Source organism: Pseudomonas sp. LBUM1640 (assembly GCF_059716225.1).
Map to the genome: position 1 here is coordinate 3,342,917 of NZ_CP166816.1, position 24,937 is coordinate 3,367,853.

22 protein-coding genes and 1 pseudogene are annotated in these 24,937 nt (G+C 60.3%); 15 read left to right on the forward strand and 8 right to left on the reverse strand.

Features of this window, described 5'->3' with window-relative positions; genetic code table 11:
- Positions 1-106 precede the first annotated feature (106 nt).
- The 7 genes from ACA065_RS14985 to ACA065_RS15015 all read left to right on the forward strand — a co-directional run bounded on the left by ACA065_RS14985 (position 107) and on the right by ACA065_RS15015 (position 6,998).
- Positions 107-718 (forward strand): dTMP kinase, encoded by a 612-nt coding sequence (locus ACA065_RS14985; protein WP_497695195.1) that lies wholly within the window; start codon positions 107-109, stop codon positions 716-718.
- Positions 719-852: 134 nt separating this feature from the next.
- Positions 853-1,098, forward strand: a complete 246-nt coding sequence (locus ACA065_RS14990) for an Arc family DNA-binding protein (RefSeq protein WP_094951048.1) — start codon at positions 853-855, stop codon at positions 1,096-1,098.
- 454 nt (positions 1,099-1,552) lie between these two features.
- On the forward strand, positions 1,553-1,951 hold the full coding sequence (locus tag ACA065_RS14995; RefSeq protein ID WP_497695196.1) for a cytidine deaminase: 399 nt from the start codon (positions 1,553-1,555) through the stop codon (positions 1,949-1,951).
- A gap of 54 nt (positions 1,952-2,005) precedes the next feature.
- Positions 2,006-3,271: a NupC/NupG family nucleoside CNT transporter gene (locus ACA065_RS15000; RefSeq protein ID WP_497695197.1), complete on the forward strand. Its 1,266-nt coding sequence runs from the start codon at positions 2,006-2,008 to the stop codon at positions 3,269-3,271.
- Between the two features lie 10 nt (positions 3,272-3,281).
- Positions 3,282-4,589, forward strand: a complete 1,308-nt coding sequence (gene deoA, locus ACA065_RS15005; RefSeq protein WP_497695198.1) for a thymidine phosphorylase — start codon at positions 3,282-3,284, stop codon at positions 4,587-4,589.
- The gene (locus ACA065_RS15010; protein ID WP_497695199.1) at positions 4,586-5,827 is read left to right on the forward strand and encodes a phosphopentomutase; all 1,242 of its coding nucleotides are present in this window, start codon (positions 4,586-4,588) and stop codon (positions 5,825-5,827) included. Before deoA ends, ACA065_RS15010 begins: the two co-directional genes overlap by 4 nt.
- On the forward strand, positions 5,817-6,998 hold the full coding sequence (locus ACA065_RS15015; RefSeq protein ID WP_497695200.1) for a hypothetical protein: 1,182 nt from the start codon (positions 5,817-5,819) through the stop codon (positions 6,996-6,998). Before ACA065_RS15010 ends, ACA065_RS15015 begins: the two co-directional genes overlap by 11 nt.
- 87 nt (positions 6,999-7,085) lie before the next feature.
- Here ACA065_RS15015 and ACA065_RS15020 read toward each other — a convergent pair whose 3' ends face one another.
- From ACA065_RS15020 to ACA065_RS15040, 5 genes and pseudogenes are all read right to left on the reverse strand, one after another.
- A complete protein-coding gene (locus tag ACA065_RS15020) occupies positions 7,086-7,619 on the reverse strand; it encodes a TetR/AcrR family transcriptional regulator (RefSeq protein WP_497695201.1) in 534 nt (177 codons plus the stop codon).
- A gap of 257 nt (positions 7,620-7,876) precedes the next feature.
- Positions 7,877-7,972: pseudogene (locus tag ACA065_RS15025) on the reverse strand (organic hydroperoxide resistance protein); the annotation flags it as partial.
- 17 nt (positions 7,973-7,989) lie between these two features.
- Positions 7,990-8,685, reverse strand: coding sequence for a type 1 glutamine amidotransferase domain-containing protein (locus tag ACA065_RS15030; protein ID WP_497695202.1), 696 nt, complete (start codon positions 8,683-8,685; stop codon positions 7,990-7,992).
- A 69-nt stretch (positions 8,686-8,754) separates the two neighbouring features.
- Entirely contained in the window at positions 8,755-8,940 is a 186-nt protein-coding gene (locus ACA065_RS15035; RefSeq protein WP_497695203.1) for a hypothetical protein, read from the reverse strand.
- A 375-nt stretch (positions 8,941-9,315) separates the two neighbouring features.
- Positions 9,316-10,314 (reverse strand): zinc-dependent alcohol dehydrogenase family protein, encoded by a 999-nt coding sequence (locus ACA065_RS15040; protein WP_497695204.1) that lies wholly within the window; start codon positions 10,312-10,314, stop codon positions 9,316-9,318.
- Positions 10,315-10,430: 116 nt separating this feature from the next.
- On the opposite strand from ACA065_RS15040, the gene ACA065_RS15045 reads away from it, so the two are divergent.
- The gene (locus tag ACA065_RS15045; protein WP_497695205.1) at positions 10,431-11,354 is read left to right on the forward strand and encodes an AraC family transcriptional regulator; all 924 of its coding nucleotides are present in this window, start codon (positions 10,431-10,433) and stop codon (positions 11,352-11,354) included.
- 30 nt (positions 11,355-11,384) lie between these two features.
- Here the strand turns inward: ACA065_RS15045 and ACA065_RS15050 are convergent, their stop codons facing one another.
- Positions 11,385-12,341, reverse strand: coding sequence for a LysR family transcriptional regulator (locus tag ACA065_RS15050; RefSeq protein WP_497695206.1), 957 nt, complete (start codon positions 12,339-12,341; stop codon positions 11,385-11,387).
- Between the two features lie 177 nt (positions 12,342-12,518).
- Between ACA065_RS15050 and ACA065_RS15055 the strand changes: the two genes are divergently transcribed.
- The 7 genes from ACA065_RS15055 to ACA065_RS15085 are packed head-to-tail and all read left to right on the forward strand — an operon-like array spanning position 12,519 to position 22,070.
- The gene (locus ACA065_RS15055; protein WP_497695207.1) at positions 12,519-14,180 is read left to right on the forward strand and encodes a DUF1302 domain-containing protein; all 1,662 of its coding nucleotides are present in this window, start codon (positions 12,519-12,521) and stop codon (positions 14,178-14,180) included.
- A gap of 38 nt (positions 14,181-14,218) precedes the next feature.
- The gene (locus ACA065_RS15060) at positions 14,219-15,568 is read left to right on the forward strand and encodes a DUF1329 domain-containing protein (RefSeq protein WP_497695208.1); all 1,350 of its coding nucleotides are present in this window, start codon (positions 14,219-14,221) and stop codon (positions 15,566-15,568) included.
- Entirely contained in the window at positions 15,568-16,611 is a 1,044-nt protein-coding gene (locus tag ACA065_RS15065) for a WD40/YVTN/BNR-like repeat-containing protein (RefSeq protein WP_497695209.1), read from the forward strand. Before ACA065_RS15060 ends, ACA065_RS15065 begins: the two co-directional genes overlap by 1 nt.
- The gene (locus ACA065_RS15070) at positions 16,608-19,022 is read left to right on the forward strand and encodes an efflux RND transporter permease subunit (RefSeq protein ID WP_497695210.1); all 2,415 of its coding nucleotides are present in this window, start codon (positions 16,608-16,610) and stop codon (positions 19,020-19,022) included. The genes ACA065_RS15065 and ACA065_RS15070 overlap by 4 nt, the downstream gene beginning before the upstream one ends.
- Positions 19,019-20,248, forward strand: coding sequence for an MFS transporter (locus ACA065_RS15075; RefSeq protein ID WP_497695211.1), 1,230 nt, complete (start codon positions 19,019-19,021; stop codon positions 20,246-20,248). Before ACA065_RS15070 ends, ACA065_RS15075 begins: the two co-directional genes overlap by 4 nt.
- Positions 20,249-20,283: 35 nt before the next feature.
- Positions 20,284-21,282, forward strand: a complete 999-nt coding sequence (locus ACA065_RS15080; protein ID WP_497695212.1) for a fumarylacetoacetate hydrolase family protein — start codon at positions 20,284-20,286, stop codon at positions 21,280-21,282.
- Entirely contained in the window at positions 21,279-22,070 is a 792-nt protein-coding gene (locus tag ACA065_RS15085) for a cyclase family protein (protein WP_497695213.1), read from the forward strand. Before ACA065_RS15080 ends, ACA065_RS15085 begins: the two co-directional genes overlap by 4 nt.
- Before the next feature lie 38 nt (positions 22,071-22,108).
- Here the strand turns inward: ACA065_RS15085 and ACA065_RS15090 are convergent, their stop codons facing one another.
- Both ACA065_RS15090 and ACA065_RS15095 read right to left on the reverse strand, forming a co-directional pair.
- Positions 22,109-23,443 (reverse strand): MFS transporter, encoded by a 1,335-nt coding sequence (locus ACA065_RS15090; protein ID WP_497695214.1) that lies wholly within the window; start codon positions 23,441-23,443, stop codon positions 22,109-22,111.
- A 152-nt stretch (positions 23,444-23,595) separates the two neighbouring features.
- Positions 23,596-24,936 carry an amidase gene (locus ACA065_RS15095; protein WP_497695215.1) on the reverse strand — a complete coding sequence of 447 codons (1,341 nt, stop codon included), beginning with the start codon at positions 24,934-24,936 and terminating at the stop codon, positions 23,596-23,598.
- Between the last annotated feature and the right edge of the window lies 1 nt (position 24,937).

Genomic DNA, 24,937 nt, shown 5'->3' on the forward strand with positions numbered 1-24,937 from the left:
GGCAATGACGGGTGTTAATAAGCGGCTTTAACTCGGGGTTTTGGGGACCCTCAGGCATAAATTCAGATAGAGTTCACCAATGCCTACATCAATTATTAGTTGAAGAATGAATCGTCCTCTGTTTGTTTCTCTGGATGGGCCCAAGGGCACCGGCAAAACCACGCTGTTGGAAGCCGTCACGAAAGCCCTGAGGGCAGGCAACAAAAAGGTGATCCGGCTTTGCGAGAAAAAAAGCGATCCCTATCGGCGTGAAACCATGACCCTCGTAAACCAATTCGTCAGAAACCCCACCCGGGATTTGGAGTTGGAGGTGTGTGGGCGCTTTGCTGATAGCCGTGCCTGGATATCCGAAAACGTACTCGCTAAACAGCCACCAGGCAGCATCGTGCTGATTGATCGCTGGTACCCATCTGATGCGGCGTTTCGCCGGATAGTCCCGTTTGCAGAAATTCTACAGTTGAACATTGATCGAAACGTTCAAGTGCCGGACCTGCATGTCGGGGTTGTCACCGCCCCTGATATTTCATGGGCGCGGGCCGCGGCACGACGGCGTGGGCTGAGCAGTACGGTGATCCATAAACTGGAGGAACAAGTCGCGTGTACGCAGGCGTTCGAGCGAGCGATTGCAGAGCACGGCTGGGTGTTATGCCGTAATGAAGGAACGATTGAAGACGCAACGCTGCAGGTGGTTTCTGAGATCTATCGCGTCCTTCGATGATTGCCGGGGAGGTAAACCAAGAGGAAATTGGCGGAACTGGGGAAAATTCAGCCGCGTTTTTCAGAAAGTTCCTAGAGAAATCTGTCGAATGATACTCATATGATATTTCTCCTTTACAGCAGCTAGAGCGTCACATGTCGAACAACCTTGAGGCTTTTATCGTCCGCCTTCCAAGTGAGTTACACGCGAAAATCAAGACCACCGCAAAGGCCGACAGACGAAGCATGAATAACGAGATTGTCGGTAGGCTTGAGGGATCCTTTTCAGCAACCCGACTCGTCGCTGCAGACGATAAACTTAAAGCACTTTTATGTGAGCACATTGCTACGCTCGAGGAAGAAGTTGAACGTTTGCAAAAACAACTGTCTGCTTCCCAATAAAATGCGTGGGGTTATGGAGTTTTAAGACCCGTCCTGAATACACCCAACCGATTCAGTCGCAAACTCAATTCGTGTTTGGCAACCAGGTTCTTTACCCCGTATGGATTGCGTGACCTGGTTGTCAAACACTTGCGCACGCCTTCCAGCGTGTTTATTGCCTGAACCCTTCCTAAAACCCTTCAAGCCCAACCCCCCCCGCGCCACAAAATCTGCCACATAGATGGCAATGCACTGAAATACGCATGATGGAATGCCCGACGTATGCGCAAGGCGTGTCGGGCAGACGCTTACCGATATACGCGTGCACTTGAGGCAGCCAAGGGTTTGGGCGACTTCCTGTGTTCACAGGCGCAGAAAAAGATTGAATATTCACATCAATTGTTATTTAAATAACACCACAATAGCGTCACGACCGCCCTGGACGTGCTCGCAATAAGAAGGGATGACCCTGTGAATGACAATTGAACAGCGTTTGATGGAACAGGCCAAGCGTGCCGCCCAGAGCACGTACTCGCCTTACTCGCATTTCCCGGTGGGCGCGGCGTTGCTGACTGCCGACGGTGAGGTCATACAGGGCTGCAACGTGGAGAACATCTCCTACGGGCTGACCAACTGTGCCGAGCGTAGCGCCTTGTTCAGCGCCATCAGCCAGGGCCATGCGCCGGGCAGTTTCAAGGCCATGGCGGTTTATGCACCCAACGTTTCACTGATAAGCCCTTGCGGTGCCTGCCGCCAGGTGATGCTGGAGTTGATGGCCAAGGATGCGGTGGTGATTTGCCAGGGCAGTGACCCGGCCGCCACGCGCACCTGGACCCTGGCGCAATTGCTGCCGGGCGCCTTCGACGCTTTCTAATCCTGGGCAGGCCTGCGGGCCTGCATCCGCTTGGTCCATTGTTGAGACGCCTGCATGATCAGTCTTGTCGGAATAGCGACCCTTATTCTCATTGCCATTGCTTTATCTCATCAGCGCCGCTCGATCAACTGGCGCACGGTTTCGGTCGCGTTTGTGATCCAGGTATTGATCGGCGCGTTTGCGCTGTACGTGCCCTGGGGCCAGACGGTGCTGGCCTCGCTGTCGGGGGCGGTAGCGTCACTGCAGCTCTACGCTAACAAAGGCATCGAGTTTTTGTTCGGCGGCCTGAGTTCGCCGCACATGTTTGAAGTGTTCGGCAGTGGCGGGTTTGTATTCGCTATCCGGGTATTGCCGATGATCGTGTTCTTCGGCAGCTTTATCTCGGTGCTGTATTACATTGGCGTGATGGGCTGGATCATACGACTGGTGGGCGGCGGCCTGCGCCTGTTGCTGGGCACCAGCCGTATCGAGTCGATGGTGGTGACTTCGGCGATTTTCATCGGCCAGTCGGAGGTGCCGCTGGTGGTGCGCCCATTCATTGCCAAGCTGACGCGCTCCGAGTTATTCGCGGTGATGGTCGGCGGTTTCGCGGCGGTGGCAGGTTCGGTGCTGTTGGGTTATGCCGGGCTGGGGGTGGAACTCAAGTACTTGATCGCGGCGTGTTTCATGTCGGCGCCGGGGGCGCTGTTGATGGCCAAGCTCATGGAGCCGGAAACCGAACCCGCCCGAACCGAACAGGTGATCGAGGAACTGGGCCAGGCCGAGAATCGACCCACCAATATCATCGACGCCGCTGCCGAGGGCGCCCAGGTCGGCTTGCGTCTGGCCTTGTCGGTGGGTGCCATGCTGCTGGCATTTATCGCGTTGATCGCCCTGTTCAACGGGCTGCTGGGCTGGGCGGGCAACTGGTTTGGTTATCCACAGTTGACCTTGCAACTGGTCCTCGGGCACGTGTTGGCGCCCATCGCTTTTCTGCTCGGCGTGCCGTGGCATGAGGCGGTCCTGGCTGGCGGTTTTATCGGCGAAAAGCTGGTGCTCAACGAGTTCGTCGCCTATGCCGACCTGGCTAACTACCTGACCCCGGCCAAGGCCGCCGAAGCCGGTGTGCCGCTGTTGTCGGTGCACACCCAAGTGATCGTCACCTTTGCCCTGTGCGGTTTTGCCAATCTGTCTTCGATTGCCATCCAGTTGGGCGGCCTGACGGGTATCGCCCCGCAACGGCGTCAGGAACTGGCGCGGCTGGGTTTGCGGGCGATGATCGGCGGCACGCTTTCTAACCTGATGAGTGCGGCGATTGTCGGCTTTTTCATTTCGCTGTAAGGAGTACGGTATGTGGTTGCCACAAGAAGTGATTCGCCGTAAACGCGACGGGCACGCCCTGGCCGCAATGGACATTCAACGGTTTGTCGCCGGCATTGCCGACGGCAGCCTCAGCGATGGGCAGGTAGCGGCGTTCGCCATGGCGGTGTTCATCAAGGGCATGGACGTAAGCGAACGCATCGCCTTGACCGAGGCGATGCGCGACTCCGGCCAAGTGCTGAAGTGGGCGCTGCCGGGGCCGATAGTCGACAAGCATTCCACCGGTGGCGTCGGCGATATGATCAGCTTGCTGCTCGCGCCGTTGCTGGCGGCCTGCGGCTGTTACGTGCCGATGATTTCCGGGCGTGGCCTGGGGCATACCGGCGGCACGCTGGACAAGCTCGAAAGCATCCCTGGCTACGACTGCCAACCCAGCCAGGAGCGCCTGCACACGGTGGTGGCTGAAGTCGGCTGCGCAATCATCGGGCAGACGGCCAACCTGGCGCCGGCGGACAAGCGTTTGTATGTGATCCGCGATGTGACCGGGTCGGTGGAGTCGATTGATCTGATCACCGCGTCGATCCTCGGCAAAAAACTCGCTGCCGGCCTCGACGTCTTGATCATGGATGTGAAAACCGGCAACGGCGCCTTCATGGCCGAACCTGAGCAGGCGCGCGAGCTGGCCACCAGCATTGTCGCGGTGGCCAACGGTGCCGGGGTCAACACCCGCGCGCTGATCACCGACATGAACCAGCCGCTGGCACGCAGTGCCGGCAATGCCCTGGAAGTTGCTGAAGCAGTCGCCCTGCTCAAGGGCGAGGTGCGCAGTGAGCGCCTGTGGGCGGTGACCTTGGCGCTGGCCACCCAGGCACTGACGATGGCCGGCCTGGCTCGGGATGACGCCCAGGCCCGTGATCAATTGCTTCAGGCCTGGCAGAGCGGGGCGGCTTTGCAGCGATTTGAGCAAATGGTCAGTGCGCTGGGCGGCCCGCAGGGCTTTACCCGCAACGCCGAAGAGCATTTACCCAAGGCCGCCGTGTCGGTGCCGGTGTGGTCCGAAGAAGAGGGGCGCGTCACCGGGATCGACACGCGGGCGGTGGGCTTGGCGGTAGTGGCATTGGGGGGCGGACGCAGTCATCCAGATGACGTGTTGGACCTGTCCGTGGGCTTCAGCGAGCTGGCCTTTGTCGGTGAGCAGGTAAACGCGCAACGGCCCCTGGGTTGGGTTCACGCACGCAATCAGGAGCAGGCCGCGCAGGGCGCAGCCGCTTTGCGCGCAGCCTATCGGTTAGGCGGTGAAAGCCCGGCCGCCCGTGATTTGATCCAGGAAATACTATGAGCAAGGCCATCGTGTTGGTGCTGGACTCGTTGGGCATCGGTGCCAGTGCCGACGCCGCTCTTTTTGGCGATACAGGCGCCGACACCCTGCGCCACATCGCCGAGGCGTGCGCCCGTGGCGATGCCGATGGGCCGTTGCGCCGGGGGCCTTTGTGCCTGCCGAACCTGGGCCGGTTGGGGTTGGGTGCCGCCGCGGCGGCCAGTGGTGACGGCCCGTTGCCGGGCAACTGGGGGGGCGCGGCACCGATCGGCGCCTTCGGCCATGCGCGGGAACAATCTTCAGGCAAGGACACGCCGTCCGGGCATTGGGAAATGATGGGCGTGCCGGTGTTGTTCGACTGGGGTTATTTCGAGCAGCCGGTCGACTCTTTCCCGCCAGCGTTGCTGGCCGAGCTGATTGAGCGGGCAGGGTTGCCGGGTATCCTGGGCAACTGCCATGCCTCGGGCACCACCGTACTGGACGACTTGGGTGAGGCGCACATCCACAGCAAGCAGCCGATTTGCTACACCTCGGCCGACAGCGTGATGCAGATCGCCGCCCATGAAAGCCATTTCGGGCTTGATGAGCTGTACCGGGTGTGTGAAATCGCGCGTGATTTGTGCGATGAATACACCGTCGGCAGGGTCATTGCCCGGCCGTTCACCGGTGAGCACGCAGGCGAGTTTCGTCGCACCGGCAATCGCCGCGACTACACCGTGCCACCGCCGTCGGCGACATTGCTTGATCGTCTCTGCGAAGCCGGTGGCACCGTGCATGCGGTGGGCAAGATCGGTGATATCTTCGCGCACCGAGGCATCAGCCGGTTGTACAAGGCGGACGGCAACGATGCGCTGTTCGATGCCACACTCAGGGCCTGCCAGGAGGCGCCAGACAACAGCCTGGTGTTTGCCAACTTCGTCGACTTTGACATGCTCTATGGCCACCGCCGAGACCTCATCGGTTACGCTACCGCGCTGGAAGCCTTCGACCGCAGGCTGCCGGCGTTACTGGCGTTGATGGACCCGCAAACGTTGCTGATCATCAGCGCCGACCACGGTTGCGACCCGTCTCGTCCCGGCAGCGATCATACGCGTGAGCATGTGCCCGTATTGGCTTATGGTACAGGCGTGGCGGCTGGCTGGTTGGGCGAGCGGGGTAGCTTTGCTGATATTGGCCAGACGTTGGCGGCGCATTTGGGGTTGGCGCCGTTGGCGTGGGGGGCGTCGTTTTTGCTGAGGGAACAACACATTGTCAACTGAACACCAGCCAACAGAAGCCGCAAACCAAAACAACCAAAGCGATTCAATCGTGAAGCCTAAAAAGGCTTTTGTGCTCACCGACGAGATGCGCCGGCAGATAGCGGAATCGGAAAAAGAGCACCGTCGTTACAAACGTCGAGAGAAGCGGTTTGAGTTCAGTTGGATCTCCTGGTTTTACGATGAGTTTCCGAATGAAGAGGTCTATAGGCCTGCCCTTGCTGAGCGACGCAACACGCGCCAGGAGATGGCGTATCACCGGTTTCGACAGATAACGAGTTGGGCGTTCTGGTCGCGGATGAAGTCGGGTGCCGGTATCAAGCTCGCCGCGGTGGGGGGCTTGGTTGCCGCATTCCTTCAGGCAGCTCCCCCGCTGAAAGGCGCGGAGGCGGCGATCGGGCCTTTGAGCTGGTTGCTGGTCGGCGGGGGCTTCTACTTGTTGGCGGTGACTTGGTTGGAGTGCAGATGTCCGGTTCTGCTAAAACGCACGCTTGCCGGCAAGGATGAGTACCTTGGCATTGAAGGGCGCCGCTGGCTGCTCGCACTCGTTGAAGATGAGCTGCGACGCTGGTGGAGCATTAAACCCTATGAGCTGGATGTGGGCAGCATCAGGCCTGAGTCCGATCAACACCAGATTGCGCTTGCTATCACTCGCCAGGGTGACATTGCAGCCTACGGTGGCTTTGGTGATTTCGCCTCCGCGCGGCTCGAGTATGCATTTCATGAGTATGCCCAACTGACATCTACCGTGTTCTGGCGGGTGGGTTTCAAGCCCAGCGAGTACCAGGAATTCATGCCAGGGCATCGAATTTGCCCACTTAATACGCCACTGCGTAACCTCCACTTGAGCGTCATGAACAAGAGCGAGGCGGCTATGGCTAAGGAAGGCAAGGAGGGCGACTTGGTGGTGCGCTGGTTCGACAACTCGCTGGACTTTCAATCGCGCTTACCAACCGCGCGGAATCTGACGGTGTCTGCCTATGCAGAAGGTCTGATCTACTTGTTTCGCACCGACGCTTCTGCGCTGGCATTCACTCGAATTGTCGCGCAGTGGCAGAACACGATGCGCCCATGGAGTCGGCTCGTGCTTATTAGCCTGTTCCTGGCCAGCGGCAGCTGTTTTGTGTGGTTTGTTTTCCTACAGCTGAAGATTCTCCTGTCAGACCTGCTCTGAAGCGCTGAATGACCCAGCGCCCGAGCAGTGAGATGCCTCAAGCGCAGTGCCGCACCGCAATGGGCGAGGCACCATTCACCGCATGAATCAAGGCAGGTTGAGAATCTGGCGGGTGGTGGCCATCGCCGTCTCGAAGGGCTGGACACTTTTCGTAATTTTAACCATGACACTGGCGCCGACCCACAATTGATAGAGGCTCTGCGCAGCGTCGTGAGGGCTACTGGTGATGATCAGTGAACCCTCAGCCACACCCGTCTCAATTCCACTCGCAAGTCGATCTGTGATTCCGGCTGTACCGCGCATGAGGACGGCACGCATGGCTTCGGAAAGGTCAGCAACTTCCACGCCCAACTTCACCGCCAGGCACTTGCCCTGACAATCCTGGAAAGACTGGGTGTCCTGCCAGATGTGAAAATAGTTCAGTAGCCGTTGCGCCATCGTCAGGTCGGGCTGAGCGAGCCTCTGATCGATATCATCGAGGTAGGCCTCGAAATAGTTCTCGAGCAAGGCTTCGCCAAACGCGTCTTTGGAGCCGAAGTAATGATAGAAAGAACCCTTTGGCACACCGGCAGCGGCCAGGATCTCGTTCAAGCCCACGGCGGTGTACCCTTTGGCGGCCATGATTCGCTGGCCTACATCAAGGATTCCCTGGCGGACGTCGGATGTTTCGCGGGTCTTTGGAGTATTCATCGGGAAATGGTAGTCGGTTATAGTTGATCGGTCTACTAGCGGTCTCGATTTTACGCACTTCGTGCGGCGGCTTGACAGTGGTGCTCCACGCATTCGTCTCGTAGGTCGGTAACGAAAAAGCCGACCATAAAGGTCGGGCGTTTTCATGGGCGATGGGATCCTTCGATTACCAGTTCATGTCGGTGTCCTTTTGGAGTGGCCAGTTTTACGTCGAAGTTTTTGTCGCTGGAAACAGCGCGGCCATCATGGCCACCGCTTGCGGTGGCGACTGCGGTATAGAGCGTTTACAGGGCGGTTTTACTTATTTAATGACGTTGAGTTGATTGAGCTTGGCGATCAGGACCTGGGCGGCTTCGGTGGACGAGGTCGGGTTTTGGCCAGTGATCAGCAGGCCGTCGCTGACCACGTAGGAGGACCAGTCAGCGCCCTTGGAGTACAGGCCGCCGTTGGCGATCAGCATGTCTTCAACCAGAAAGGGCACGACGTTGGTCAGGCCGACTGCTTCTTCCTCGGTATTGGTGAAACCGGCAACTTTTTTGCCGGCGACCAGCGGTGTGCCGTCGCGCTTTTTCACGTGGCGCAGTACGCCGGGCGCGTGGCACACCAAGGCGGCAGGTTTGCCGGCGGCCAGGAATGCTTCAATCAGTTGGATCGACTTTGGATCTTCCGCCAGGTCCCACAGCGGGCCGTGGCCGCCTGGGTAGAACACGGCGTCAAAATCATCTTGCGAAACGCTGTCCAGTCGCACGGTGTTCGCGAGCTGGGCGGTCGCCGCGGCATCGTTCTCGAAGCGGCGGGTTACATCCGTCTGGAACGATGGTTCGTTGCTCTTCGGATCCAGGGGTGGCTGGCCGCCTTTTGGCGAGGCCAGAACGATGTCGGCGTTGGCCGCGAGAAAGGCGTAGTAGGGCGCTGCCAATTCTTCCAGCCAGAAACCGGTTTTACGGCCGGTGTTGCCCAAGGTGTCGTGGGAGGTGAGTACCATAAGAATTTTCATGCTCAGTAGCCTGTTTTCAGTGTGGCGTTGCGGGATTAATTAAACTGGTCGTCTATTACGTGGTCGGCGTTAAATTATTTGGCGGCCTTGATGATCAGGTCCGCGACTTGTTGCGGATAAGACAGCATCGCGACGTGGCTCGATGGCACTTCCAGCGATACGGCATGCCGCGGCGTCCTGGGCGGCGGCGATACCGACATGGGCGACGAACGCCAATGAGGAGATGAATGCGGCCAGCTTGGTACGCGTGTTCATTGGTGTATTCCTTTTGTCGGGTGGGGTGAATGTGTGGCTACTGTATTTGTAATTAGACCGGTCGTCTAGTGTTGTTTTAAAGTTTTTTCCCGCGTCGCTTTTCAGGGTTTTTCTAAGGATTGAGAGATCTATAGCGTGAGATCGCCGAACGCGTCGGCTTCGATTTATCGCTCGCCCTCATGAAGCGTGGACGTGCTGCAGTGGGACCGCAGTGAACACATGGCTACGCGCTCGATACGGCTGCCGATACTTGAAGGCCTGGATTTACCCTCCCTAGATTCGCGAGAAATAGCGCCGAACGGCACGAGGTTTTCAACTTGCTGCGCATTTGCAGCAAGTTGATCAGCGCTTCCCTAACGTTTGACTCAGGGCCATTCACGGGTCCTGCGTGATGACGACCTTGCCGAACAGGTTGCGCGTAGCGAAGTGCTGCCATGCGCTGCGGGCGGCGTCGAAGGCGAAAGTGCGGTCAATCACCGGCTGCAGACGGTGTTGAACTACCGTTGCGATGACATCTTCCAGATCTTGGCGGCTGCCCGTCGCGATTGGCTGGAACCGTGCCTGGCTCAAAAACATCTCCATGAAGCCAGGCATTTCGCCTGATGCCAGGACGCCAACCATCGAGATCTGGCCGCCGATCGCAACGGCCTTAACCGACTGGGCCAAGGTTCCGGGACCGCCCACATCAACCACGCGGTCCACACCTCGACCGCCAGCAATTGCCTTAACGGCCTCACCCCAGTTGGGCGTCTCGATATAATTGATGACATGGTCCGCACCCAATTCGCGAAGCCGTGCCGCCTTCTCTGGTGACGATGTTGTCGCAATCACTTCTGCACCGGCGGCCTTGGCAAGCTGGACCGCGAACAGCGATACGCCGCCAGTGCCTTGAGTCAAGACGCGTTGGTGCGGCCCTACACCGATTAACGCAGACCAAGCGGTGACCGCCGCGCAGGGTAGCGTAGCCGCATTGGCGAAACTCATTGACGTGGGTATGGCGACGACCTCGTGCTGGTTGACGCAGCGATATTCGCCAGACCATCCATCGAGGTGAATGCCGTACTGCGGCGCGAATTCGCGAAGCGGCCCTGAGGTCCAACCCGGTGCAAAGGCGTTCACCACTCGATCACCTACCTCGAAGCGGGTTACGCCAGGTCCCACGGCTTCAACGATTCCCGCCGCGTCCGACAGCGGTACTCGCCCTTTCTCCACGTCAAAGGGCATCGAACCATTCAGAATGGCGAGGTCTCGAAAGTTCAGTGAGGTCGCCATGATCCGGATCAGAACTTCGCCGGCCCCAGGTGTGGGAACCGGCTCTTCGCAAAGCTCCAGGCCGTCGATTGAGCCGATGGTCTGTAAACGATAAACCTTCATGTCATTTCCAATGGTGGGCGCCTTATCGGCCTGTGGGACCATATTGGTTCGGCTTGACTGGATGATCCATTGCCAGGAATATCGAATTACTAACCCATCGTCCAAAGTGTGCCCGAGTGAACCCGTTTAACTCCGTCCTGAATGCGATGCGCCTTGAGAGCTCGCTGTTCGTCCGTCTGCGCGGGCACAGCCCTTGGGCGATTTCTTTCGACAGTGGTGCCCAAGCAAGGTTGGTGGTCATCGCCAAAGGGCAGTGTTGGTTCACCCGGGCCGACCAGCCTCCGGTCGTTGTCAGCGCAGGGGATTGCCTCATCATCAAGCAAGGCGTCGAGGGCATCCTTGGTGATGCGCCGGGCCGCAATGCAATCCCCTGTTGGGAGGTGGCCGATCACGTGACTGGAAACACGGTTTCCTTCGGTGGCGACGGGGAGGTGTGTGAGTTCTTCTCGACGTTATTCACCTTTGATCATGCCGCGGGCGAGCCCTTGTCGGCGCTGCTGCCGAACGTCGTGCATGTCGCAATGGCTGCCCCTGATGCGGGGCGGATGCTGTTAATCCTTGAGCAGATTGGTGCAGAAGAGGCACAGGATGGGCTCGGCGCACCGTATATCGTCAGCCGGCTTCTGGACGTTGTGTTCATCCAGGCGATCCGGCTATGGGCGGCCTCCGAGGGCAATATGCCGGACGGCTGGCTTGCCGGCCTGAGCCACCACCAGCTTGCCGGGACGCTGCACCAGATTCATGCTGACCTGGCCCGCCCCTGGACGTTAGAGCACCTCGCCCGGGATGCGGCGATGTCGCGCTCTTCGTTCGCGGCGCTCTTCAAGTCTGTCATTGGTGTGCCGCCGATGACTTACATCGGTACCTGGCGTATCTACCAAGCCAAGCTTTTACTGGCAGCCGGTCACTCTATTGCGGCGGTGGCCGAACAGACCGGCTATGGCTCCGATGTTGCGCTCAGCCGAGCATTCAAGGCAGTCACCGGAAAGGCTCCCGGGCAGTGGCGGCAAGAGCGCCACGTCAGCACCCGTAGTGCGTAGTTCCTCTGCATGGAGAAATACTGCGTTTAGCTAACCTTTACGTTCAGGATGATACGAGCGGTGAAGCTTGGCCGTGCGTAGGGTATATTCCGCAGCGATTTCCTGAAGCAAATTGCGTATCCAACGATGTGCCGGGTCACTGTCGAGCACTTTATTCCACAGGGTGAATTCACGCAGCAAGGGCATTTCGAACGGCGGCGCCAGCGCTCGCAATGACAGGAATTCGCCATACAGGGACGTCAAGCTGCGTGGTATTACCGCGACCCGCTGGGTACCCACCAGCAGATGTGGCACCGTATTGAAGCTGCTGGTGGTCAGTTCAACCCGTCGCACGTGGTCATAACCCTGCAGGATTTTTTCACTGAAACTCGGCTCGCGCGCACTGCCGAAGTTGACGGCAATGTGGCCCAGTTTCAGGTACTCCTCCAAGCTTAACTGCTCGCCTACCAGAGTATTTTGCGACCAGACCACACATTGGTAGTCATCCTCGAACAGCAACTCCTTGGCATGCAGGTTCGACAGGTATTGATCTGGCATGATCACGAAATCCACCTCGCCCTGGGTCAGCATCTGGTTGTAGCGATCGGAAGCATGCTGAATGTCGAGGGTGATGTGTGGCGCTCGTTGCTGCAGCCGCTGAGTGAGAGGCCCGAGAATCACGGTGGTTACAAAGTCGGTGGCGATCAGCTTGAAGTGACGCTTGCAGGTCCGCGGGTCAAATTCCGGTTTGTTGACGATGGTTGACTGAATATCCAGTAGCACCCGTCGCACCGGTTCCGCCAGGCTCTGCGCCAGCGGCGTCGGCAGCATTTTGCGACCTACCTGCACCAGCAACTCATCATCGAAATACTCTCGTAATCGGGCCAGCAAACCGCTGGCGGCTGACTGGCTGACATTCAGAAGCTCGGCGGCGCGGGTGATGTTTTGTTCCGTGAGCAAGGTGTCGAGAACCACCAGCAAATTCAAATCCAAGTGATGAAAACGCATGGCGATGCCTCCGGGATGAGCCTGCTGCGTTGTATCATTTTTTTTGGATGAATAGCATCCCGATAATCGATTGTTCGGATTGTTTGGCCGTCCCTATCATCCTTCTCAAGAACTGCATGTACGCATGTTCGCAACAGACCTTTAAAGACAAAAATAACAAGTCAGAGGTTGGAACAAATGAGACGGATACCTATGAGCTGCCGCCAGACGGCCGCGTTGGCTGCCGCAATCGCCGCTGTTGGCTACCTGCCACAGGCGGGTGCTTTTGAAATCGATACCGGTGATTCTGACCTGCGCCTGCGCTGGGACAACACCCTCAAGTACAACGCCGCCTGGCGCGTCAAAGACCGTGACAGCAAGCTCGTCAGCGCGGTTAACCAAGACGACAGCGACCGCAACTTCAACAAGGGCCTGATCTCCAATCGGCTGAATATCCTGTCCGAATTCGATGCGCGTTATAACAACTTCGGCGCCCGCGTCAGTGCGGCTGGCTGGTATGACAGCATTTACGAAGGCAGCAACGACAACGATTCTGCGGCCACCGCCAACCAGCGTTCAGTTCGTTATGACCACTTCACTGACGATACCCGCAAGCTGCACGGCAGCGATGCCGAGATCCTCGATGCGTTTGTCTTCGGCAAGGGCAACCTCGGCGAACTGCCCACCAGCTTCCGCCTGGGCCGGCACACCGTGCTGTGGGGCGAAAGCCTGTTCTTCGGTGCCAACGGCATTGCGGGCGGACAAGCACCGGTGGACATCATCAAGGCCACCTCGGTACCCAATACCCCGTTCAAGGAATTGATTCGCCCGGTCAATCAGTTTTCCGGGCAGATTCAACTGCGGCCGAACATATCGGTGGCCGGGTACTACCAGTTTGCGTGGGAAGAGAACCGTATCCCCGCTGTAGGCAGTTACTTTTCCACCTCGGATGCCGTGGGTGAGGGCGGCGAGCGCTTGATTGTCGGCGGCCCGATCGGCCCCAACAGACAACCCCTGGCGTTTTTTCGCGGCAAGGACATCAAGGCTGACGACAAAGGGCAGTACGGTTTGTCGATACGTTTTTCACCAGAGGACTGGAACACCGATTTTGGCCTGTACGCGATCCGCTACCACGCCAAGGACCCGATGATTTACACGCGAACCAATGCTACCGGTCCTAACGTGCAGACCGGCCAGTTGGGTGAGTATGAATTGGTGTACGCCGAAGGGATTCGCGCCTTTGGCGCCAGCTTCAGTACCTCGGTGGGCGACGCCAACGTCGCCGGCGAAGTCTCGGTGCGGCGCAATACGCCGCTGGTCAGCCTCTCCCAGGCGAACCCGACGGGCCTGGGAGACAACGACAGCCATGCCTTGTATGCCGTAGGCAACTCGCTGCACGCCCAGCTCTCCAGCCTCTACTCGTTCAACAGCAATGGCATTTGGGATTCCGCCAGCCTGGCCGGCGAAGTGGCGTGGCACCGACGCACCAGCATCACCAAAAACGCCGCCGCGCTGGACCCCAACAGTGAGCGCGATGCCTGGGGCCTGCGGATGAGCTTCACGCCGAACTTTTTCCAGGTGTACCCCGGTGTCGACCTGAGTGTGCCCCTTGGGCTTGGCTACAACCCCAAGGGACGCTCGTCTGTCATCAGCAAGTTCAACAACGGCGTGGGCGACAAGGGCGGTGACGTGAGTCTCGGCGTAGCGCTTGAGTACCTGCAAACCTGGAAGGCCGGCCTCAACTACACGCGCTATATCGGCGGCAGCGATAACTTCCTGGACAGCCGTAATGCCAACACTTACGGGCAACCGCTCAAGGACCGCGACTTCATTGCCTTTACCGTCCAGCGATCGTTCTAAGCACAGCAGCACAACAATAATAAACAGAGGTGCGTTTCATGAAACTCCAACCGTTGATGCTCGCGGGTTTGCTAGTGGCCATTGCGCCCTCAGGCTGGGCGGCGACCGATGCCCAAGCCCAGCAACTCAAGTCCACGCTGACCCCGTTGGGCGCCGAGCGCGCCGGCAACGCCGATGGCAGTATTCCCGCCTGGGACAAGGGTTTTACCCAAGTACCGGCTGGCGTCAACCCGGGGCCGCGGCTGCCGGACTACTTTGCCAATGACAAACCGCTGTACTCGGTCACTGCGCAAAACGTTGCGCAGTACGCCGGCAAACTCAGCGACGGGCAAAAAGCGCTGTTCGCCAAATACCCGACCTACCGTATCGATGTGTACCCGACCCGGCGCACCGCCGCCGCGCCGCAATGGGTCTACGACAACACCCTGAAAAACGCCACCAGCGCGCACCTGACCAATCAGGGCAACACCCTGGAAGGCGCCAGCGGCGGCATTCCATTTCCGATCCCCACCAACGGCGCCGAGGTTATCTGGAACCATCACCTGAGCTGGCGCGGCGTGGCCTGGAAAAACGACTACAACGTGTATGTGATCACCGCCAGTGGCCAGCGCATCCTGTCAGCCACCGTGCAGGCACAGCGCGAGATGCCGTATTACTTCCAGGACGGCAAAACCGAGTACAAGGGCGTGTACTGGATGACTCGGCTGGTCAACCTCGGCCCGCCGCAACGCGTCGGTGAAGCGCTGCTGGGCCGCGAACCGCTGGACTACGCCAACGGCGGCCCGCAATCCTGGGTCTACCTGGCCGGCCAGCGCCGGGTGCGCAAGTTGCCAGTCTCGTCGTATGACACACCGACGCCTACCAGTTCCGGCGTGGCCAACTTCGACGAAGTCTCGGTGTTCACCGGCCCGCTGGACCGCTACGACTGGAAGATCGTCGGCAAGCAGGAAATGCTGATTCCGTACAACAGCAACAAGATCCTGCAACCGGCCAAGGATGATGCCGTCCTCAGCGAGCGCTTCCTCAACCCCGACCACATGCGTTGGGAGCTGCACCGCGTGTGGGTGATCGAAGGCAATCTGGTTGCAGGCAAGCGCCACAGCATGCCCAAGCGCCGCTTGTATGTAGACGAGGACACTTGGATGGCTGTGCTCGGCGACAGTTGGGACGCCAATCAAAAACTCTGGCGCACCTACTTCCAGCTTCCGTACTTGATGCCGCAATTGCCCGGGCTGGTGCGCGGTTTGTACGGCCAGTACGACCTGCAAACCGGTGCCTGGATGGCCCACAACGTGGTCACCGAAAAACGCGTGCACAACGATGTCGTCGCGCCGTTCCCCGACAGTGATTTCAGCCCGGACGGCCTGGCTGCCGATGGTGTGCGTTGATGCCTCGTTATCCCTTCTGGCTGGCGCTGGGACTGCTCGGTGTGAGCCTGGCAACCCAGGCCGGTGAAGCGCCGGTCAGCGATGTATTGCTGCGCCCGGCACTCAAGGTAAGCGCGCCGGAACGGGCGGTGCTGATCGACATCACCCGCGCCGGCAACCGCCTGGTGGCCGTAGGCGAGCGAGGGCTGATACTGCTCTCGGACGACAACGGCCAACATTGGCGCCAAGCCTCGGTACCTGCCAGCGTGAGCCTCACGTCGGTGAGCTTTGCTTCTGCTTTGCAAGGCTGGGCGGTCGGGCATGCGGGCGTGGTGCTGCACACCGTCGATGCCGGTGAGCACTGGACGCTTCAGCTTGACGGCAAACTCGCCGCGCAACGAGTGCTTGATGCGGTGCCTGCCGGCAATCAGCAGCAGCTCAAAACTGCTCAAGGGTTCGTCGCCGACGGTGCCGACAAACCCTGGCTGGCAGTTCACTTCAGCAACGACCGCGAAGGCACCGTGGTGGGCGCCTTCGGTCTGATCCTGCACACCACGGACGGCGGTGCCACCTGGCAATCCTGGGTCGACCGCTTGCCCAACCCGGCGGGCAATCACCTGTACGCAATCGCCGCCCAGGGCCCGCGTATCTACATCGCCGGCGAACAGGGCGCCCTGTGGACATCGGCGGACGGTGGCACGAGTTTCACCCGCTTGAACAGCCCCTATGACGGCAGTTTTTTTGCCGTCGACCTGGCCCCGGATGGCGACGTATTAGTCGCCGGTCTGAAGGGCAACGTTTGGCGCAGCAACGATCAAGGCGAGCACTGGCAAGCCGTGAGCAATCCTTTCAACAGCAGCGTTATGGCGGCACGTTCGCTGGGAAGCGCAGGCGTGATGCTCGCCGACCAGGGCGGCCATCTGCTGCTCAGCACGCCGGGCGCCGCGCTGCGTGAGCAAGGGCAGTCGAGCGCCGTGGCGGCATTTGCCCAGGCGGCAGACGGCCAATGGATCACGGTAGGCGCACGGGGCATCCAGCACGTGGAACAGGTGAAAGCGCAATGACCGATCTGAGTAATCCCGCGCTACAGAATCTCCAGGCATTCGACCGTCGTTCCGGTTCGCTGGTCGAACGCGCGTTGTTCAACCATCGCGGCCTGGTGCTGTGGCTGTGCCTGCTGCTGACCCTCGGCCTGGGCGCCGCGAGCACGCGCCTGGGGCTTAACGCCAGCTTCGAAAAAATGATTCCCACTGGGCATCCCTACATCGCCAACTACCTGGCCAACCGACAGGAGCTCACCGGCCTGGGCAATGCCGTGCGCATCGCCGTCGAAGCGCCCGGCGATTCGATCTATGACGCGCACTACCTGGAGTTGCTGGCGCGTCTTAACGACAAAGTGTTCCTGTTGCCGGGTGTCGACCGGCCTTTCATGAAGTCGCTGTGGACCCCCAACATGCGCTGGATGGCCGTGACAGAAGAGGGCGTGGAAGGCGGTCGAGTGATCCCCGACGACTACGACGGCTCGCCCGGCAGCCTGGAAACCGTGCGCCTGAATGCTGCGCGCTCGGGTGAGATCGGCCAGACCATCGCTCTCGACGGCCACTCCAGCCTGATCTTCGTACCGTTGATGGACATCGACGCGCAAACCGGCAAGCCGCTGGACTACAGCGCCTTGTCGCAACAACTGGAGCAACTGCGTGCCGAGTTCCAGGCGCAGGGCTTGACCCTGCACATCACCGGTTTCGTCAAAGTGGTCGGTGACCTGATCGAGGGCTTGCGCCAGGTGCTGCTGTTTTTTGCCGCGGCGATCGTGATCGCCACCCTGATGCTCTACGCGTTCACCCGCTGCCTGCGCAGCACCTTGCTGGTGATGGCCTGCTCGTTGATCGCTGTGGTGTGGCAACTGGGCCTGGTGGCGTTGCTCGGATTTGAGCTCGACCCGTATTCGGTGCTGGTGCCGTTTCTGGTGTTGGCCATCGGCATGAGCCACGGCGCGCAGAAAATGAACGGCATCATGCAAGACATCGGGCGCGGCATGCACCGCCAGGTGGCGGCGCGTTTTACCTTTCGACGGCTGTTCCTCGCCGGCCTTACCGCGTTGTTGTGCGATGCAGTGGGCTTCGGCGTGTTGATGCTGATCGACATCAAGGTCATTCAAGACCTGGCGTTAATCGCCAGCATCGGTGTCGCGGTACTGGTGTTTACCAACCTGATCCTGCTGCCGATTCTGCTCAGCTATTTCGGGGTCAGCGCCCGCGCTGCAGCCCGTAGCCTGCGCAGTGAAGAGGCCGCCCGGCACGGGCAGAAGCATGCGCTGTGGGCGTTCCTGGATCGCTTCACCCAGCGCCGTTGGGCGACGGTCACGCTGATCGTCAGCGCGTTGCTCGGCGGGGGTGGCTGGTGGATCAGCCAGCAACTGCAAGTCGGCGACCTGGACGCCGGCGCGCCGGAGCTGCGCGCCGACTCACGCTATAACCGCGACAACGCGTTTATGGTGGCGCACTACGGTGCCAGCAGCGATGTGTTTGCGGTGATCGTGCGCACCCCTGAAGGCGCCTGCGCCGATTACGCCACGCTGATGCGCATAGATGCATTGGAGTGGCGCTTGCATCAGTTACCGGGCGTTGAGTCCACTGCGTCCCTGGCGAGCCTCAATCGCAGCCTGTTGGTGGGCATGAGCGAAGGCAACCCGAAGTGGTACGACCTGACGCAAAACCAGGCGTTGCTCAATTCGATCACCGGGCGGGCGCCGCGCGAGCTGTTCAACCAGAGCTGCAATACGCTCACGCTCTACACCTACCTGCGCGACCACAAGGCGGTGACCCTCACGCGCCTGGTTGATGAAGTGCAAGCGTTCGCCCAGGCCAACGACACACAGGATGTGAAGTTTTTGCTGGCCGCCGGTAATGCCGGAATCGAGGCCGCGACCAACATCGTGGTCAAGCAGGCCAACCACGACATGCTCTACTGGGTGTACGGTGCGGTAATCGTGTTGTGCCTGCTGACTTTCCGCTCGGTGGCGGCGGTGGTCTGCGTGATTCTTCCGCTGATGCTCACCTCGATCCTGTGCGAAGTCCTGATGGTGTGGCTGGGCATCGGCGTCAAGGTTGCGACCTTGCCGGTGATTGCACTGGGCGTGGGCATCGGCGTGGATTATGCGCTGTACGTGATGAGCATTCTGCTGGCGCGACGCAAGGCCGGAGACAACCTGTCCCAGGCGTATTACCAGGCGCTGCTGTTCACCGGCAAAGTGGTAATGCTGACCGGCGTGACCCTGGCAGTCGGCGTGGCCACCTGGGCGTTTTCACCGATCAAGTTCCAGGCCGACATGGGCATTCTGCTGGCGTTCATGTTTTTGCTGAACATGGTCGGCGCGCTGGTGCTGCTGCCGGCCCTGGCGTATTTCCTGCTGCCCTCGCCGGCAGCAGTTGACGCTTCCGAACACTCGATAACAACAACAGGAAAAGCCTCATGAGTCAGTTCTCGCAAGCCGCTCTCGTGCCGCGTCGGCGCGGTTCGGGCATATTGTTGTTGCTCGGCAGTTGCCTGCCGGTGCTGGGCGGCGTGTTGATTGCGCCGGTGTTGCCACGTATCGCCGAACACTTCGCCGGCACGGCCAATGTCGGGCTGCTGGTGCCCATCGTGCTGACACTGCCGGCGCTGATGATCGCGCTGTTTTCGCCCTTTGCCGGCTGGCTTTCCGACCGCATCGGGCGCAAGCGCCTGCTGGTAGTGGCGATGCTGCTGTATGGCATCTGCGGGCCGCTGCCGTTGCTGCTGGACGACCTCAACATGATCCTGCTCAGCCGCGCCGGATTGGGCCTTGCAGAGGCGGCGATCATGACCTGCTGCACGGCGCTGATCGGTGACTACTACGACGGCCGCGAGCGTGTGCAATTGCTTTCGTGGCAGACCATCGTCACCTCACTCTCGGCCACCGCATTTTTCATGCTCGGCGGACTCATTGGCGAGCACGGCTGGCGCGTGCCGTTTGCGCTGTACATCGTCGGCCTGGTGTTTGCACCGCTGATGCACTTGGCGTTAAGCGAGCCGCTGCGCCGCGCCAATGCGGTGGTCCAGGCGTCGCAAACCAGCGCGTTTCCGTTGCGCTCGCTGTCGGTGATTTGCGCCATGACGATTCTCGTCGCGCTGGGCTTTTTTATCGTGCCGGTACAAACCGGTTTCCTGCTGGAACACATTGGCATCGACTCGCCGCAACGCATCGGCATGGCGATCGGCCTGGGCCATTCAGCGGTGTTTCTCGGTGCGCTGCTGTTCCGCCGCCTGAGTCGTTTCGGGCCAGGTCTGCTGCTGGCACTGGGTTTTCTGACTTCCGGAGTCGGCATCCTGATGCTGGCCAATGCCGTGGACTACCGCACGGTGATCATCGCGGTGATGGTCAACGGTCTAGGCGGAGGCCTGGCGTTGCCCACGGTGCTGAGTTGGGCGCTGTCGACCTTGAGCATCGAGCACCGTGGCAAGGGCACCGGCCTGTTCAATGCGGGGTTTTTCGGTGGCCAGTTTGCCAGCCCTTTACTGGTGATGGCCTTGTCCGGCGCTGCGGATGGCCGCGTCGGCGCAGTGGCACTGGTGGGCTGGGGGCTGTTGCTGGCGGCGCTGATATCGCTGATTGCTCCGGCCATTGCGGGCAAGCGCTTGCTGGACCCGATTCAGGTCGCCGATGACTTGGTGCTGCATTGACACGACCGCTGTTTTCCCTTCAGAAGGAGGCTTCGATGAAACTTGCTACGTTAAAAAATGGCCAGCGCGACGGCCAGTTGGTGGTGGTCTCCCGGGATTTGCGCAGTGCGGTGATCGCGAAGCCCTTTGCCACCTTGCAACAGGCCTTGGACAACTGGACCGAGGCCGAACAGGTGTTGAACTTGCAGTATCAGGCGCTCAACCAGGGCTGGGCGTTCGAGGCGTTTGCATTCGACCCGACCCTCGTTGCTGCGCCGCTGCCGCGCGCCTATCAGTGGTGTGACGGTTCGGCGTTTCTCAACCACGCACACTTGCTGCAGAAGGCCTTCGACCTGGCACCCATGAAAGACGAGCGCATCCCCTTGATGTACCAAGGCGCCAGCGACGACTTCCTTGGGCCGTGCGATGACGTCCCGTTACCGGAGGTGAACCACAATATCGATTTCGAGGGCGAATTTGCAGTGATCGTCGGCGAGGTGCCGATGGGCTGCCCCGCCGACCAGGCATTGCAATACGTGCGGCTGGTGCTGCTGGTCAACGACGTGAGCCTGCGCGGGTTTCTGCTGCATGAGGTGAGCACCGGTTTCGGCTTTTTGCAGGCCAAGCCCTCATCAAGTTTTTCGCCGGTGGCCGTTACCCCCGAAGCGCTCGGCAATGCATGGCGAGATGGACGGGTATGCCTGCCGTTGACGGTCACCTGGAACCAAAGCTGGTTCGGTGCGCCCAATGGCGCCGAAATGAGCTTCAGTTTCGCGGACCTGATCGCGCACGCCGCCCGCACCCGGCGCCTGCGTGCAGGTACCATCATTGGCTCCGGCACGGTGTCCAACGTCGACCGTGCGGCAGGGTCGGCGTGCATCTCCGAGCGACGGGCCATCGAGATGATCGAACAAGGCAAGCCTCTGACCGGGTTCATGAACTTTGGCGACCGCATCCGCATCGAGGCGCTGGACGGCGAAGGCGAATCGGTATTCGGCGCTATCGATCAGCGCGTAGTGGATGCTACTTCTCTGACACAAAAGGCACTGTCATGACTGAACGCAAACGTCGACTCGTGGACCTGTCCGTCACGTTGGAAAACAACCCCTACACCGATCCGCCGCCGCTGCTGCCGAAAATCAAGTACGCCGACCATCAGACCGGAATCGAAGAACTGCTGGCGATGTTTCCCGGCCTGAACATTGAAGACATGCCCGGTCAGGAGGCCTGGGCTGCAGAACGGCTGGACATCACCACCCACAGCGGTACGCATATGGACGCACCGTGGCATTACGCATCTACCACGGATGGCGGCAAGCCGGCCTACGGCATTGATGAATTGCCGCTGGAGTGGTGCCTGCGCCCCGGTGTGAAGCTGGATTTTCGCCACCTTCCGGATGGGCATGTGGTCACCGCAGCAGAGATCGAGGCCGAACTCAAACGCATCGATCACGTGCTGCAACCGCTGGATATTGTGCTGGTCAACACCCGCGCAGGCGCGTTGTTTGGCCAGCCTGGCTACCTCGACGCGGGCGTGGGTATCGGCCGTGAAGGCACCTTGTACTTGCTCGAGCGAGGTGTGCGTGTGGTAGGCACCGATGCGTGGAGCTGGGACGCGCCGTTCAGCCATACCCGTGTTCGGTTTGCCGCCACCGGAGACAGTTCCCTGATATGGGAAGGGCACAAGGCTGGACGGGAGATCGGTTACGGACAGATGGAGAAACTCTCTAATCTGGAAACGTTGCCGGCCCACGGCTTTGAGGTCTCGTGTTTCCCCTACAAGATTAAACACGCCTCGGCCGGTTTTGTGAGGGCGGTTGCCATCTTTGAGGAGGGTGTGTGAACAGTGACCCTCCACGAGTCCACCCGAATGCAAACCCGCTAAACCGGTGATTTGCTGACTTTGATCCCTTTGAATAGCACCAGCAGCAGCAAGCAGGCGAGTATTTCAAAGGCGGCGACCATGTACAGGCCGGCAGCCAGGCTGCCGGTCAGGGTCTTGAGCCAGCCGATCATGTAAGGCGCGACAAACCCCGCCAGGTTGCCGATGCAGTTGATCAAGGCAATGCCGCCGGCGGCGGCGGTGCCGGCAAGAAACGCGCCCGGAATCGACCAGAACACCGGGAACGCAGCAAGGATGCCCATGGCCGCAATAGTCAGGGCGATCAATGCCAGAACGGCGTTGCCGATAAACAACCCGGTGCCAATCAGCCCGAGCCCGGCCAGCAGCGCAGCCATGGCGCAATGCACGCGGCGTTCCGAGGTTTTATCGGAATGAAAGCCGTTCCACAGCATTGCCACGGTGCCCAAAATAAACGGGATCGAGGAGAGCAGGCCGATGTGCAGGGTGTCATCCACGCCCAGCGCCTTGATCACCGACGGGGTCCAGAACGCAATGGTCGCGTTGCCGCTGACCAGGCAGAAATACACCAGCGCACACAGCCACAGCTTGGGGTAACGAATCAGCGAACGCAGGTCACTGTGTTTGCCGGGCGCCTTGTCTTCGAGGGCGATGGTGTCGCTGACCATCTTGCGTTGCGCCGGGCTCAGCCATTTGGCATTGATGGGTTTTTCCGGCAGGTAGCGCAGCACCAGAAAACCTGCGATCACCGAGGGAATGCCTTCGAGAATAAACAGCCATTGCCAGTTGGCCAGGCTGCCGACCCCGACCATACGGCTCATGATAAACCCGGCCAGCGGGCCACCGACCACGCCGGCGATGGCGAAAGAAGTCATGAACATGCCGTTGATCTTTGCGCGCTGCGCCGCCGGAAACCAGTAGGTCAGGTACAGCACCACGCCGGGGAAGAAGCCCGCCTCGAAGGCGCCGAGCAAGAACCGCAACACGTAGAACGACCAGGCACTTTCGACATAGGCCATGGCGACGGACGTCAGGCCCCACATAATCGTGATGCGCGCCAGCGTGCGCCGCGCGCCGATCTTCTCAAGCAGCAGGTTGCTCGGCACTTCGAAGAAGAAGTAACCAATGAAAAATATCCCGGCGCCCAGGCCATAGACGGCTTCGCTGAACCCCAGGTCCTGCAGCATCGCCAGCTTGGCGAAACCGACGTTGACCCGGTCGATCCAGGCCAGTACGAACAGGAATACCAGGAACGGCAGCAGCCGCCAGGCGATCTTGCGATACACCACAGCCACTTCGTCGGGCATCGGCGTGTGGTCCAGTTCCAGCGATGACGTTGCGTTACTTGGGTTCATAAAGTGTCTCGTCAATTCGTTGCGCAGTGGGCTACGCAAGCCGATTGGCAGGCGAGTGCGGGCGCACGGGCGGCCGCCGTGGATTTTTTTGCGGTGAGTCAGTGGTTGAACCCACGGCAGGACGCGCCTGCCGTTGGCTCAACGACGGTGTATTACGTGCTTTCGCGCAACAGAGCCTCGATCGAGCGAGACACTTGCAACACCCGCGCGTCCTGACCGTGCAGGCCGGCAATCGACAGGCCTACGGGCAGTTCGTCGCCGCGCTGACACGGCAGGCTGAGGGCGCAGCCGTCAAGAAAATTCAGCACGCTGGTATTGCGCAAGACCAGGCCGTTGGTGGCGAAAAAGGCCGCATCATCGGCCAGGTCGGCCAGTTTTGGCGGCACCACCGCGACACTCGGCAGCAACCACGCATCGGCATCGCCCAGGCGTTCACGCGCCACGCTGATCAGGCGTTGGCGTTCGTCGTGGATGTCCAGGTAATCGGCGGCACTGATGGCCGCGCCACGGCGTATGCGTTGCGCAACGCGTGGGTCATAGGCTTCGCTGTGATCACCTTCGAGCCATTGGCGATGGCCATGCCAGGCTTCGGCGGCCGTGAGCCCGCCTGCAGCATTGATGCGCGGCAGTTCGTGCAGCTCCGGGAAGTCGAACCAGCGAATGCTTGCACCGGCCTTGGCAAGCAGTTCCAGGCTGCGCTCGAACGCAGCCGCCACGGTGGCGTCCAGTTGTTCGAGCACCACATCGCGGGTGACCGCCAGGCGCAGCCCGGCCAACGGCGCGGCGCGGGTATCGAGCGATTGGCCGCTGAGTATCTGGTCCAGCAGGATGCAGTCGGCGACGCTGTTTGACAGCGCGCCGACTGAGTCGAGGCTGGCGGCTAAAGGAAAGGTGCCGGCCATCGGTACACGGCTGGCGCTGGGTTTGAAACCGGTGAGGTTGCAGAACGCGGCAGGGATGCGGATAGAGCCACCGGTGTCGGTGCCCAAGCCTGCCACCGCCATGCCCAGTGCCACGCTTACGGCAGCGCCGGAGCTGGAGCCACCGGCGATACGCCCATCGGCACAGGGCGTGAACGGTGTGCCGTAGTGCGGGTTCAAGCCCAGCCCGGAAAAGGCAAACTCACTCATGTTGGTGCGCCCGAGCAGTATCGCGCCCGCCGCTCTCAGGCGCTCGACAACCCGCGCATCGCGGCGGGCGGGCGGGGCGTCGGCGAGTAACTGCGAGCCGGCCGCTGTGACCTGGCCGGCCACGTCAAACAGATCCTTGATCGACACGGGCAACCCGGCCAGCGCCGACGGCACATAGCCGGATGCGCGCGCCAGGTCGCTGGCGCGTGCTGCCTGCAAGGCGCTGTCGGCGTCGACGCTGACATAGGCCACGCCGCCTGACGCGCGATGCGCTGCAATGCGCTTCAACGCCTCATTGACCAATGCTTCACTGGTGGTGCGACCCTCGGCAAGGGCCAGGGCGAACGCTGCAATCGTGGTCATC

Excerpts from the sequence above, each read along its gene's own strand:
- ACA065_RS14990 (WP_094951048.1), top strand. The coding sequence starts at position 853 with ATGTCGAACAACCTTGAGGCTTTTATCGTCCGCCTTCCAAGTGAGTTA.
- ACA065_RS15080 (WP_497695212.1), top strand. The coding sequence starts at position 20,284 with ATGAAACTTGCTACGTTAAAAAATGGCCAGCGCGACGGCCAGTTGGTG.
- ACA065_RS15075 (WP_497695211.1), top strand. The coding sequence starts at position 19,019 with ATGAGTCAGTTCTCGCAAGCCGCTCTCGTGCCGCGTCGGCGCGGTTCG.
- ACA065_RS15055 (WP_497695207.1), top strand. The coding sequence starts at position 12,519 with ATGAGACGGATACCTATGAGCTGCCGCCAGACGGCCGCGTTGGCTGCC.
- deoA (WP_497695198.1), top strand. The coding sequence starts at position 3,282 with ATGTGGTTGCCACAAGAAGTGATTCGCCGTAAACGCGACGGGCACGCC.
- ACA065_RS15090 (WP_497695214.1), bottom strand. The coding sequence starts at position 23,443 with ATGAACCCAAGTAACGCAACGTCATCGCTGGAACTGGACCACACGCCG.
- ACA065_RS15040 (WP_497695204.1), bottom strand. The coding sequence starts at position 10,314 with ATGAAGGTTTATCGTTTACAGACCATCGGCTCAATCGACGGCCTGGAG.
- ACA065_RS14995 (WP_497695196.1), top strand. The coding sequence starts at position 1,553 with ATGACAATTGAACAGCGTTTGATGGAACAGGCCAAGCGTGCCGCCCAG.
- ACA065_RS15085 (WP_497695213.1), top strand. The coding sequence starts at position 21,279 with ATGACTGAACGCAAACGTCGACTCGTGGACCTGTCCGTCACGTTGGAA.
- ACA065_RS15030 (WP_497695202.1), bottom strand. The coding sequence starts at position 8,685 with ATGAAAATTCTTATGGTACTCACCTCCCACGACACCTTGGGCAACACC.
- ACA065_RS14985 (WP_497695195.1), top strand. The coding sequence starts at position 107 with ATGAATCGTCCTCTGTTTGTTTCTCTGGATGGGCCCAAGGGCACCGGC.
- ACA065_RS15020 (WP_497695201.1), bottom strand. The coding sequence starts at position 7,619 with ATGGCCGCCAAAGGGTACACCGCCGTGGGCTTGAACGAGATCCTGGCC.
- ACA065_RS15070 (WP_497695210.1), top strand. The coding sequence starts at position 16,608 with ATGACCGATCTGAGTAATCCCGCGCTACAGAATCTCCAGGCATTCGAC.
- ACA065_RS15065 (WP_497695209.1), top strand. The coding sequence starts at position 15,568 with ATGCCTCGTTATCCCTTCTGGCTGGCGCTGGGACTGCTCGGTGTGAGC.
- ACA065_RS15000 (WP_497695197.1), top strand. The coding sequence starts at position 2,006 with ATGATCAGTCTTGTCGGAATAGCGACCCTTATTCTCATTGCCATTGCT.
- ACA065_RS15095 (WP_497695215.1), bottom strand. The coding sequence starts at position 24,936 with ATGACCACGATTGCAGCGTTCGCCCTGGCCCTTGCCGAGGGTCGCACC.
- ACA065_RS15050 (WP_497695206.1), bottom strand. The coding sequence starts at position 12,341 with ATGCGTTTTCATCACTTGGATTTGAATTTGCTGGTGGTTCTCGACACC.
- ACA065_RS15010 (WP_497695199.1), top strand. The coding sequence starts at position 4,586 with ATGAGCAAGGCCATCGTGTTGGTGCTGGACTCGTTGGGCATCGGTGCC.
- ACA065_RS15035 (WP_497695203.1), bottom strand. The coding sequence starts at position 8,940 with ATGAACACGCGTACCAAGCTGGCCGCATTCATCTCCTCATTGGCGTTC.
- ACA065_RS15060 (WP_497695208.1), top strand. The coding sequence starts at position 14,219 with ATGAAACTCCAACCGTTGATGCTCGCGGGTTTGCTAGTGGCCATTGCG.